11 protein-coding genes are annotated in these 12,443 nt (G+C 40.5%); 8 read left to right on the forward strand and 3 right to left on the reverse strand.

Annotated features, from left to right (window positions below):
- Positions 1-126 precede the first annotated feature (126 nt).
- Positions 127-399: an ACT domain-containing protein gene (locus C8D76_RS03120; RefSeq protein ID WP_116631355.1), complete on the forward strand. Its 273-nt coding sequence runs from the start codon at positions 127-129 to the stop codon at positions 397-399.
- Positions 400-410: 11 nt separating this feature from the next.
- Positions 411-1,766, forward strand: a complete 1,356-nt coding sequence (locus tag C8D76_RS03125; protein ID WP_116631356.1) for a PFL family protein — start codon at positions 411-413, stop codon at positions 1,764-1,766.
- A 73-nt stretch (positions 1,767-1,839) separates the two neighbouring features.
- On the opposite strand, the gene C8D76_RS03130 is transcribed toward C8D76_RS03125, so the two are convergent.
- The gene (locus C8D76_RS03130; RefSeq protein WP_116631357.1) at positions 1,840-2,460 is read right to left on the reverse strand and encodes a riboflavin synthase subunit alpha; all 621 of its coding nucleotides are present in this window, start codon (positions 2,458-2,460) and stop codon (positions 1,840-1,842) included.
- 45 nt (positions 2,461-2,505) lie between these two features.
- On the opposite strand from C8D76_RS03130, the gene C8D76_RS03135 reads away from it, so the two are divergent.
- Positions 2,506-3,894: an MATE family efflux transporter gene (locus C8D76_RS03135; RefSeq protein WP_116631358.1), complete on the forward strand. Its 1,389-nt coding sequence runs from the start codon at positions 2,506-2,508 to the stop codon at positions 3,892-3,894.
- 64 nt (positions 3,895-3,958) lie between these two features.
- Here C8D76_RS03135 and cra read toward each other — a convergent pair whose 3' ends face one another.
- Positions 3,959-4,942, reverse strand: coding sequence for a catabolite repressor/activator (gene cra / locus C8D76_RS03140; protein WP_116631359.1), 984 nt, complete (start codon positions 4,940-4,942; stop codon positions 3,959-3,961).
- A 308-nt stretch (positions 4,943-5,250) separates the two neighbouring features.
- Between cra and nrdA the strand changes: the two genes are divergently transcribed.
- The 3 genes from nrdA (at position 5,251) to C8D76_RS03155 (ending at position 9,632) form a co-directional block, all read left to right on the forward strand.
- Complete coding sequence (gene nrdA / locus C8D76_RS03145; RefSeq protein WP_116631360.1) at positions 5,251-7,521, forward strand: class 1a ribonucleoside-diphosphate reductase subunit alpha; 2,271 nt, start codon at positions 5,251-5,253, stop codon at positions 7,519-7,521.
- Positions 7,522-7,760: 239 nt separating this feature from the next.
- Positions 7,761-8,978 (forward strand): aromatic amino acid transport family protein, encoded by a 1,218-nt coding sequence (locus C8D76_RS03150; protein ID WP_116631361.1) that lies wholly within the window; start codon positions 7,761-7,763, stop codon positions 8,976-8,978.
- A 204-nt stretch (positions 8,979-9,182) separates the two neighbouring features.
- Complete coding sequence (locus tag C8D76_RS03155) at positions 9,183-9,632, forward strand: DNA cytosine methyltransferase (RefSeq protein WP_207774992.1); 450 nt, start codon at positions 9,183-9,185, stop codon at positions 9,630-9,632.
- Between the two features lie 16 nt (positions 9,633-9,648).
- Here the strand turns inward: C8D76_RS03155 and tnpA are convergent, their stop codons facing one another.
- Positions 9,649-10,065, reverse strand: a complete 417-nt coding sequence (gene tnpA / locus C8D76_RS03160; protein ID WP_039083471.1) for an IS200/IS605 family transposase — start codon at positions 10,063-10,065, stop codon at positions 9,649-9,651.
- Between the two features lie 45 nt (positions 10,066-10,110).
- Between tnpA and C8D76_RS03165 the strand changes: the two genes are divergently transcribed.
- Both C8D76_RS03165 and C8D76_RS03170 read left to right on the forward strand, forming a co-directional pair.
- Positions 10,111-11,247, forward strand: a complete 1,137-nt coding sequence (locus C8D76_RS03165; protein WP_116631362.1) for an RNA-guided endonuclease InsQ/TnpB family protein — start codon at positions 10,111-10,113, stop codon at positions 11,245-11,247.
- A gap of 39 nt (positions 11,248-11,286) precedes the next feature.
- A complete protein-coding gene (locus C8D76_RS03170) occupies positions 11,287-12,441 on the forward strand; it encodes an Eco57I restriction-modification methylase domain-containing protein (RefSeq protein WP_207774993.1) in 1,155 nt (384 codons plus the stop codon).
- Positions 12,442-12,443 lie beyond the last annotated feature (2 nt).

Consider the following 12,443-nt stretch of genomic DNA (forward strand, 5'->3'; position numbering starts at 1 on the left):
AAAATATGTCAAATTTTGACCGCACTTTCACGCTAATTGGCTGATATTTCTGATAGAAAAACGCCAGAAAAAACTGCTATACTCTTTTTTATCTCGATTATTTTTATTCTGAAAAAGGAAGCAAATATGACAAACTCAGTTATCTCAGTGATCGGCAAAGATCGCGTGGGTATTGTGTATGATGTGGCAAAAATTTTAGCCGAAAATCAAATTAATATTCTTAACATTAGCCAACAATTAATGGATGAGTATTTCACTATGATTATTCTGGTGGATACCGCAAAATGTACAAAATCTTTCCCCGAATTAGCCGCACTTTTCCAACAAGAAAGTAAAAATCTTGCCCTTGATATTCGTTTACAAAATGAACAAATTTTTAATGCAATGCACCGTATTTAGAGAGCGTAAAAATGGCTATTCAATCTAATGAAATTTTAGAAACCATTAAAATGGTCGCCGACCAAAATTTTGATGTGCGCACCATTACCATCGGTATCGATTTACACGACTGTATCAGCGCGGATATTAATGAATTAAACCAAAATATTTACCGCAAAATTACCACAATCGGCAAAGATCTGGTCGAAACAGCCCAAATTCTTTCCGCTAAATACGGCGTACCTATTGTCAATCAGCGTATTTCTGTTACCCCCATCGCGCAAATTGCCGCGGCAACCAAAGCGGATTCTTACGTTTCTATCGCGCAAACCCTCGATCGCGCGGCAAAAGCCATTGGTGTCTCTTTCATTGGCGGTTTTTCTGCGTTGGTACAAAAAGGAATGTCCCCCTCAGATGAAGTGCTTATCCGTTCCATTCCAGAAGCGATGAAAACCACAGACATCGTGTGTAGTTCGATTAATATTGGCTCAACCCGTGCAGGCATTAATATGGACGCGGTAAAACTCGCTGGGGAAACCATTAAACGCACCGCTGACATCACGCCAGAAGGCTGTGGCTGCGCCAAAATTGTCGTCTTCTGCAATGCTGTGGAAGATAATCCTTTTATGGCTGGCGCATTTCACGGTTCAGGCGAAGCCGATGCAATTATTAATGTAGGCGTTTCTGGCCCTGGCGTTGCAAAAGAAACATTAGAAAATTCCAACGCCACCACGCTCACCGAAGTGGCGGAAGTGGTAAAGAAAACGGCTTTCAAAATCACCCGTGTCGGCGAATTAATCGGGCAAGAAGCCTCAAAAATGTTGAACATTCCTTTTGGTATTTTAGACTTATCGCTTGCCCCAACCCCAGCTATTGGGGACTCTGTCGCTCGTATTTTAGAAGCAATGGGCTTAAGCGTATGCGGTACTCACGGCACAACAGCTGCTTTGGCATTGTTAAATGATGCTGTAAAAAAAGGGGGAATGATGGCATCAAGCGCAGTAGGCGGTTTAAGCGGTGCATTTATTCCTGTTTCAGAAGATGAAGGCATGATCGCCGCCGCAGAAAGTGGAATCTTAACCTTGGATAAACTAGAAGCGATGACAGCCGTTTGTTCGGTGGGATTAGATATGATTGCAGTGCCGGGAAAAACGCCCGCACATACCATTTCTGGCATTATCGCTGATGAAGCCGCAATTGGTATGATCAACAGCAAAACCACCGCCGTGCGCATTATTCCCGTAACGGGGAAAGACGTGGGAGAAAGCGTTGAATTTGGCGGTTTACTCGGCTATGCGCCGATTATGCCTGTCAAAGAAGGGTCATGCGAAGTATTTGTCAACCGTGGCGGACGTATCCCTGCCCCTGTTCAATCTATGAAAAATTAAAGATAAAAGTGCGGTTAAAAATTGTGAGATTTTTGACCGTACTTTATCTTCTAGTTCATCGGCTGATGAAAAGTTAGATTGACGCTATTTTACTCGCTAAATAATTCTCTACCGTATCCACAATGGCTTGGGTTTGCGGATCAATTTCAATATTCACGAACTCCCCGACTTCGCGTGTCGCAATTAATGTGCGCTCAATGGTTTCTGGAATTAAATTCACACAAAACTGCTGATCTTTGACTTCACCAATCGTTAAACTGATACCATCAATGGCGATAAAGCCTTTATGTAGAATATACTTCATCACATCAGCTGTCGGTAATTCAAACCAAATTTGCAGGTTATTTTCGCTGAGTATGCGTTTGCTGACAGTTGCCATACAATACACATGCCCCGATAAAATATGTCCGCCAATTTCTGCGCCATATTTCATTGCGCGTTCAATATTCACAAAATCCCCCGGCTTTAAATGCCCGAGATTCGTGACCCGCAATGTTTCTACCATTAAATCGAAGCTCACCAGATCACCATCAATTTGGGTGACCGTTAAGCACACCCCATTATGCGCCACAGAAGCCCCAAGTTCTAAATCCACCAGCAAATCCTGTGGCATTTTCACGGTATGTGTTCTAAAATTCTCTTTTTCGATAATTGAGTGAATTTGTGCAATGCCTTGCACGATACCTGTAAACATAATTATTCTCCTAAAAATTTTCCGCATTATACCTGAATACCGAATATGAAAAAATTGTTTAATTTCACCACTTACCACGAACAAGCTAAACGCTTAATCCAATTGGCGTTTCCTATTTTGCTAGCGCAATTAGCGCAAAATTCAATGGGCTTAGTGGATACGATTATGGCTGGGCGGGTAAGTTCTGCGGATATGGCCGCCATTTCTGTGGGCGCGTCTATTTGGTTTCCGCTGATTTTATTCGGCCATGGTTTATTGCTTGCGTTGCCGCCAACGATTTCTTATCTCAATGGTTCGGGCAAACGGGAGCGCATTGCGCATCAAGTTCGACAAGGAATATGGATCGTTATTCTAGTGGCAATTCCTATTGGCTTATTAATTTATCACAGTGATTTCATTATTTATCACATGGGTATGGAGTCTAAGCTCGCAGAAATCACCATTGGTTATTTACACGCCCTATTATTTGGCTTGCCCACTTATTTATTGCTGGTGAATTTCCGCTGCCTGAATGATGGTATCGCCAAAACCAAACCTGCGATGGTTATTACCTTTTTCGGGCTGCTTTTAAATATTCCACTGAACTACACCTTCATTTATGGCGCCTTTGGTCTTCCTGCTTTTGGCGCGGTGGGTTGTGGGATCGCCACAACAATCGTGAACTGGGCAATGTGCATAATGATGATCGGATACAGTAAACAAGCCTCGAACCAACGAGATCTTAAAGTTTTTGAAAAAATCATTGAAAAACCCAACCTTGCCACCTTAAAAAAACTCTTACGTTTAGGCTTTCCTATTGCCGTGGCGTTATGGTGTGAAGTGGCATTGTTTGCGCTGACTTCACTATTTTTATCGCCGCTCGGCTCCGATATGGTCGCAAGCCACCAAATCGCCTTAAATACCAGTTCCTTTATTTTTATGTTACCGATGTCTTTGGGTATGGCAGCGACTATTTTAGTTGGGCAACGCTTAGGGGAAGGTTCGCCCGAAAATGCGAAAAAAGTCTCCTATGCTGCCCTTATTGTGGGCTTAAATATTACGATTATCACCGCGTTCATCACCGTGGTATTCCGTGAAAACATTGCAGCTATCTTTGTAAAAGACAGCAATGTTATCGTTATTGCGAGCAATTTATTATTAATCGCCGCGCTCTATCAATTTTCTGACACGATCCAAGTGGTGTCTGGCGGGGTATTACGCGGATATAAAGACACAAAAGCAATCTTATACATCACGATTTTCTGCTATTGGGTGATTGGTATGCCTGTGGGTTACACATTGGCAATGACCGATTTCATCGTCCCCCATTTAGGCGCAATGGGGTTTTGGTGGGGATTTGTGCTTTCACTCACCGCTGCCGCGATTTTGTTAATCTCGCGCATGCGTAAAATCCAAAAACTCGATGATGCCACTTTGTTAGCACGTTTAGAATAACAAAGTGCGGTCAAAAACTGCTAAATTTTTGACCGCACTTAGATGTTTTTATCTCAAATGGATTTTACCAATGATGATGGCGAATGCGCCGAATCACTTTTTCAGTAGTGACGGGAATTTTTTTGTCTTTACTCGGGATCGCTAATTCAAGTAAAGTTTGCACAATGGCGTTGTGATCCTGCACGCTACATACCACGGGGTTGGCAAGCAATTCCACTAATTCACTTTCGCCAAATGTTGCAAAAACGAGATCTTCGGGAATGCGTTTTTGTTGTTGTAATAATACCTCCAACACACCTTGTAACAAGGTTAATGATGTGGTGTAAATGGCATCGGGCAATGGATTTTGCGACAACCAATGGGCAAACTGTTCCGCCGCGATGTCCTTTTTAAACTCTGGCGAATAAAGAAAACTGGCTTTTTCAATCTCATCTTTTAACGCTTCTCTAAATCCTGCTTCACGTTGTTGGCTCATGGTTAAATCTGGCAATGCCCCAAAGAATAAAATCCGCTGATACTCTTTTCGTTCAAGTAAATTTAGGGCGAGATGGCGCGCATCGCTAACATCATTCGTCAATACATTTTGGATATTTTCACAATCAATACGTCTGTCAAAACCAATCACGGGAACGGTGGGATATTGACGATAAAACTGGCTATTGGCGGGCAAGCTGGTGGACACAATTAAGGCATCAACCTGACGTTGAAATAAATGTTTGGCACAATCCATTTCATTATTCGCGTTGTCGTTTGAACAGGTGAGCAGCAGCTGATAGCCTTTTTCACGGCAACGATTTTCCAATAAATTGGCAATTTTCGCATAACTAACATTTTCAAAATCGGGAATGATCATACCGATTGTATGGGTTTTCCCTGCTCGCAAGCCCGCCGCCATTGCATTGGGTTTAAAATCATATTCTTTTATTAACGCTTGCACACGCTCTATTGTGCGATCGCTCACGCGATATTTCTTCGCTTTTCCATTTACAACATAACTTGCTGTGGTGCGAGAAACGCCAGCAAGTTTTGCAAGTTCTTCTAATTTCATGGCTAATCCTTTAATCATTATTTTGCTGAAACGAGTATAGCACCCTCTTTATTTCACTCCATAAGGAAAATAAAAATATGCGAGACAGATCACAAAATTTATCAAATTTTGACCGCACTTTAATGTGCCGTGCAGTGGAAAATTTTTATACAAACAAAAATTCCTTTAATGATAATTAGTTATTTTCTGTCAATAATCTGAATGAAAAATTTGCACTTGATCTTTTGCTAATTTCACCGTATCTTGTGTCGGTTTTTAGGATAATCCCTATATATAGTGTTTTAATTAAGGAATACATAGGCAGAAATATGAATAAATCATTGATGGTCACAAAGCGTGACGGGAAACTTGAGCCCATTGATTTAGATAAGATCCACCGCGTGATCACCTGGGCGGCGGAAGGCTTGGAAAATGTCTCAGTTTCGCAAGTTGAATTGCGTTCACATATCCAGTTTTATGAAGGCATCCGCACGTCAGACATTCACGAGACCATCATTAAAGCTGCGGCAGATTTAATTAGCAAAGATGCGCCAGACTATCAATATTTAGCTGCGCGTTTGGCTATATTCCATTTACGCAAAAAAGCCTATGGTCAATTCGAGCCACCTCGCTTGTATGAACAAGTTAAAAAATTAGTGAGAATGGGCAAATATGATCAATCACTTTTAGTGGATTACACCCGTGAAGAATGGGATGAAATGGATCATTTCCTTGACCACTGGCGTGATATGACCTTCTCTTATGCCGCTGTAAAACAGCTTGAAGGAAAATATTTAGTACAAAACCGTGTAACAGGCGAAATTTATGAGTCTGCGCAATTCTTGTATTTATTAGTTGCCGCGAGTTTGTTCTCAAAATATCCAAAAGAAACCCGTTTGGATTATATTCGCCGTTTCTATGATGCGACTTCAACATTCAAAATCTCACTACCGACCCCTATTATGGCTGGCGTGCGAACACCAACACGCCAATTTAGCTCTTGTGTATTAATTGAGTGTGGCGATAGCTTAGACTCAATCAATGCAACCGCATCGGCGATTGTAAAATATGTATCGCAACGTGCAGGTATTGGGGTGAATGCAGGGGCAATTCGTGCTTTGGGTAGCCCAATTCGTGGTGGCGAAGCGTTCCATACAGGCTGTATTCCATTCTATAAATATTTCCAAACCGCGGTAAAATCTTGTTCTCAAGGCGGTGTGCGTGGCGGTGCGGCAACGGTTTACTATCCACTTTGGCATTTAGAAGTGGAAAGTTTGCTTGTGCTAAAAAATAACCGCGGCGTGGAAGATAACCGTGTCCGTCATATGGATTACGGTGTTCAGTTAAACAAATTGATGTATCAACGCTTAATCAAAGGCGGAAATATTACATTATTTAGTCCATCAGATGTGCCGGGGCTCTACGAAGCTTTCTTTGCGGATCAAGATAAATTTGAGCAGCTTTATCTCCAATATGAGCAAGATCCCGATATTCGCAAACGCACCGTTAAAGCCGTGGATTTATTCTCATTGTTAATGCAAGAACGTGCGTCAACAGGGCGTATCTATGTTCAGAATGTGGATCACTGTAATACGCATTCACCGTTTAATCCGCTTGTTGCGCCAGTGCGTCAATCAAACTTATGTTTAGAAATTGCCTTGCCAACCAAGCCATTACAACATTTCCACGATGAAAATGGTGAAATTGCGCTTTGTACTTTATCAGCATTTAACTTAGGCAAAATTGAAAACCTTGATGAACTAGAAGATCTTGCCGATCTTGCAGTCCGTGCCTTAGATGCTCTGCTTGATTACCAAGACTACCCTGTTGCAGCTGCTCGCCGTAGCTCATTAGGTCGCCGTTCATTAGGGATTGGCGTGATCAACTATGCTTATTACCTAGCGAAAAATAATGTGCGTTATTCAAATGGCAGTGCCAATAATCTCACTCACCGCACCTTTGAAGCCATTCAATATTATTTATTGAAAGCCTCAATGAATTTGGCAAAAGAATTAGGTCCGTGTGAATTATTTGCTGAAACCCGTTATGCGCAAGGTATTTTGCCTATCGATCACTATAAACAAGATATTGATAGTATCACTAGCGAACCTTTGCATTATGATTGGGAAACCTTACGCGAAGAAATCAAAACCCACGGTTTGCGTAACTCAACATTAACCGCGTTAATGCCGTCAGAAACCTCTTCACAAATTTCTAACGCCACTAACGGTATTGAACCACCGCGCGGGCATATTAGTGTGAAAGCATCAAAAGACGGTATCTTAAAACAGGTTGTGCCTGATTACGAAACCTTAGGCGAAAACTATGAATTGTTATGGGATATGCCAAATATGGACGGCTATTTGCACCTTGTGGGGATTATGCAAAAATTCGTTGACCAAGCTATTTCAGCCAATACTAACTACGATCCACAGCGTTTTGAAGACGGTAAAGTGCCAATGAAAGTGTTGCTTAAAGACTTGCTCACCGCCTATAAATTTGGTTTAAAAACCCTTTACTACCAAAATACCCGTGACGGTGCAGACGACGAACAAACCGATATGGACGATGGTTGTGCAGGCGGTGCTTGTAAAATCTAGTTCAAATACGAGTAAAAATAAGGGCGACATCGGTCGCCTTTTCTATTGTTTTTTACCTGATAAGTGCGGTCAAAAAATCCATTATTTTTAATTTCTCTATAATGATTTTCCAATAAAATATGCCTATGATCACAATAAAATTTGCATTTTTTAGACCGCACTTTAAATTGCCCCTATCTTCTCTACTAAACTTTGGTTAGAATTAAAAACCTTTTCCACTTTTTATCTCAATAGCTACAATGAAAAATAAAATCTTAGGCAGCGCACTGATGATCGCTGGTACAACGATTGGCGCAGGCATGCTTGCGATGCCATTAACCTCTGCGGGAATGGGCTTTGCTGCAACTGCATTATTATTAATCGCACTTTGGGCGCTACTTGCCTACACAGGCTTGCTGTTTATGGAAGTGTATCAAACCGCGCCGCGCCAAGATGTGGGCGTCGCCAGTTTGGCAGAACAATATTTTGGTATGGGCGGGCGCATTTCTGCCACCCTCAGTTTACTGATTTTGCTTTATGCATTACTTTCCGCTTATATCACTGGCGGCGGCTCATTGCTGGCAGGGATTATGCCTGAATTAGGCAGCCCCGATACCACCTTAAAAATCAGCATTCTCATTTTTACCGTTATTCTCGGCGCTTTTGTTGTTGTCGGCATCCAATCTGTCGATGGGCTCACTCGTTTATTATTTATCGGAAAAATCATCGTCTTCATCGCCGTGTTAGTCATGATGTTGCCAAAAGCGCAATTGGCGAATCTCACCGCAGTGCCTTTGGATAATTTAATGGTAATTTCAGCCATTCCAATTTTCTTCACCGCTTTCGGCTTCCACGTGATTATGGCGAGTATTAACACTTATTTAGACGCAGATATTCGCAAAATTCGTATCGCGATTTATATCGGCACCGCCATTCCTCTGATTGCTTATTTACTATGGCAACTCGCCACCCACGGCGTTTTAAGCCAAGGGGAATTTACTGCGATTTTAAAACAAGATCCAACCTTGAACGGATTGGTCACCGCCACAACCCAAATTACTGGCAGCAGTATTTTAGGCGAAATGGTGCGTTTATTCTCCGTTCTTGCTCTGATCACGTCATTCTTAGGGGTCGCGATGGGTATCTTTGAATGCGCCAATGACCTACTCAAACGCGTTCGCTTGCCTGCAAACCGTACTTGGCTCGCACTCATTACCTTTGTGCCGCCAATTTTATTCGCCCTTTTCTATCCAAACGGCTTTATCATCGCTCTCGGTTACGCAGGCTTGCTCTTCGCTTTCTACGGAATGCTACTCCCTATCGGCTTAGCTTGGAAAGCGCGTAAGCAACACCCTAACCTGCCATACCGCGTAATTGGCGGCAACAGCGCACTAATCATCGCACTCATTGCAGGCGTGATTATTATGCTGATTCCGTTCTTCATCCAACTTGGCTATTTACCCCCTGCGGTAGGCTAAAACATAGCAGGCCAAAATATAAAAGTGCGGTTAAAAACGGTGAATTTTAGAAATATTATTTTTCCACCGCACCTATGATAAGTGAAATGAGAGAGTAAATATGTTTTTAGACTAAAAATTCGAAATATTCGCTTATATCAAATTTAATTGAATTTGAAAATACAATAAAATTGTTTAGTTATAAATTTATCTTAGGAATTCTTCATGATAGGTCAGCAATTAACTTATATTAGCCTATTTTCATCCGCAGGAGTTGGCTGTTTTGGCTTTAAACAAGCTGGTTTTGCTTGTATTGCAACCAATGAAATTGAGTTTAGACGATTAAACATCCAAAAAATTAATCAAAAATGCCGTTTTGAAACAGGCTATATTCAAGGCGATATTCAAGACCAAACAACCAAGCAAGCTATTTATCAAGAAATGGATAAATGGCACAAATTGGGTAATGATAGGGTTGATGTTGTGATTGCAACGCCACCTTGTCAAGGTATGAGTGTTGCTAATCATAAGAAAAACGACAAAGATTTAAACCGTAATAGTTTAATCGTGCAAAGTGTATCGATGGTTAAGCATATTCAACCACGCTTTTTTATCAGATTATGTGCCGTAAAACTCCGTCCTTCAGGGCGGAGATATAAGGCACAAACGGCGTAAGCCGTTTCAAACCTAACTAATCAGGTGTTTGTTGTTGCTCAATGTATTGGCGAATAATGGAAATTGGAGCGCCACCACAACTCCCTGCAAAATAAGACGGAGACCAAAGCTGATTACCCCAAAGTTTTTTGCGAATATTCGGATAGTTTTTCTTCCTAATCATTCGGCTTGATACGCCTTTTAAACTGTTCACAAGTGTAGATACAGCCACTTTCGGCGGGTATTCCACAAGTAAATGAACGTGATCGTCTTCGCCGTCAAATTCAACTAATTTTGCTTTAAAATCATTGCAGACGCTTTCAAAAATCAATTTGAGTTCGTCTAAAATAGCTTTCGTAAAAACATCACGGCGATATTTTGTTACAAAGACTAAGTGAACATGCATATTAAAAACACAATGTCTACCATGTCTAATTTCTGTTTCTTTTTGCATAGACCAAGTGTAAAATGTTGAAAATTTACATTCTAAACCTTGTCAATGCAACTACGCAAAGCCTTTAAGTTCAAGATAATGCCAAACGGCAACCAAATCCGCAGAATTAAACAGTTCTGTGGTTGCTCTCGTTTTGTGTTCAATCGGGCATTGGCTTGGCAAAATGAACAATACGAGCAAGATAACAGCTTTAAGTTCAGTTACACCAAAATCGCCAACTTGCTTCCACAATGGAAAAAAGAATTAGTTTGGCTAAAAGAATGCCATTCTCAAGTGCTTCAACAGTCTTTAAAAGACCTAGAAAGTGCGTTTAAAAATTTCTTTCAACAGCGAGCAGAGTTCCCAAAATTTAAGAAAAAAGGTTTAAAAGAGAGTTTTCGCTTTCCACAAGGTTGCAAATTAGAGCAACAAAATAACCGCTTGTATCTGCCAAAGATTGGCTGGGTTCGCTATCGCAACAGCCGAGGTATCGTTGGTGAAATCAAAAATGTTACCGTCAGCCAAAAGTGCGGTCACTATTTTGTCAGTATTCAAACTGAATTTGAGTACGAAATCCCGACACATAAAGGCGGTGAAATCGGTATTGATATGGGCGTTGCACGTTTTGCCACGCTTTCAAGCGGTGAATTTTTTGAACCATTAAACGCCTTTAAAACCTACAAAGGCAAATTGGCAAAACTCCAACGCCAACTTAAGAATAAGGTTAAATTTAGTCAAAACTGGCAGAAATTAAAGGCGAAAATCGCCAAACTGCACCATAAAATTGCCAATTGTCGCAAAGACTTCTTGCATCAGACTTCAAGCAAAATCAGCAAAAACCACGCCATGATCTATATTGAAGATTTGCAGGTGTCAAATATGTCAAAATCAGCCAAAGGTACGGCGGAAGCACCAGGCAAAAATGTTGCTGCAAAATCAGGCTTGAACCAAGCGATATTAGATCAATCTTGGTTTGAGTTTCGCCGTCAGTTGGATTACAAAACGCAATGGCAAGGTGGATTTTTAGTGGCAGTGCCACCGCAAAATACCAGTCGAACTTGCCCTTGTTGTGGTCATGTAGCAAAAGAAAATCGCCAAACACAGGCTAATTTTGAGTGTGTAGAATGTGGCTATACAGAAAATGCCGATGTGGTTGGAGCGTTAAATGTATTGGGGCGTGGGCGAGCTATCGTCCACGCGTAATAAAATGTCAGGGCAGGACATGCCCGTAGAGCTTGTGAAGTGAACTTCATTAGAAGTCAGCAACAAGAACCCACCGAGAGTAGCCCATTGCTTGCAATGGGCACTAGTAGGAATCCCCGTCCTTTAGGGCGGGGAGGATGTCAACAAAATGTCAAAAAAATCAATCTGATTGTGATTGATATTGATAGTGAAATGATAGATGTGTTAAAGGTTTTGTATGATAAAAAATACTTACCAAGTAATGTGTCTATTGAGTTTGTTTGTCAAGACTTTATGGATTTTACAACTGATAAAACTATAGATTTAATTATTGGTAATCCTCCTTTTATCAAGTTAAGCACTCAAACAATTACCACTTATTTAACCAGTAACTACAACAAGCAAGCGACCAATCTAGCAGAGTTTTTTTTAGAAAAAGCTCTAACAATGGCAGATTATGTGTCATTTGTTATGCCCAAAAATCTACTCAATACACCTGAATATGCTTTAACACGGCAATTATTGAGTCAATATTCCATATTAAAAATTTTAGATATTGGCGAAAAAGGATTTAAAGGTGTATTGATTGAAACAATCAATATTTTGATTTCAAAAGTAGATAAAACTAATTTTGTTAAAGTACATTCTCTGATAGAAAATATAGAAAAATTACAACCTAAAAACTATATTTTTGATGAAAAATTACCATATTGGGTGATTTATCGTGATGATTTTTTTGATGATGTGGCAAGTAAAATGATTTTTGGTCAGTTTGATGTATTCAGAGATAGGCAAATTACCAACAGTAATTCGTCATTAACAAAGAAGTCTAATACTGATATTCGTATTGTTAAATCAAGAAATATTGATGATACGGGTACGGTATTGATAGATATTGAACAATATGATGCATTTATTGACAATGCACTATTACAATCAATGGCAGTTGCAAAATTTCTTAACCGTGATGATGTGTATATGACACCCAATATGACTTATAAACCCAGATTGATGAAAAAATCAAAAGGCTATGTGGTCAATGGTTCGGTCGCCATTTTAACCCCCAAAAACGATATAAAATTATCGCATAGACAAATGGCATATATTGCAAGCGATGAATATTGCAAGTTTTATAAAATCGCCCGTAACCATCAAACTCGATCATTAAATATTGATAATGCAAGCGTTTATTGGTTCGGTATTTATCAAGGATAAAC

Origin of the sequence: Alitibacter langaaensis DSM 22999, assembly GCF_003096995.1 — a bacterium.
GTDB lineage: Bacteria > Pseudomonadota > Gammaproteobacteria > Enterobacterales > Pasteurellaceae > Exercitatus > Exercitatus langaaensis.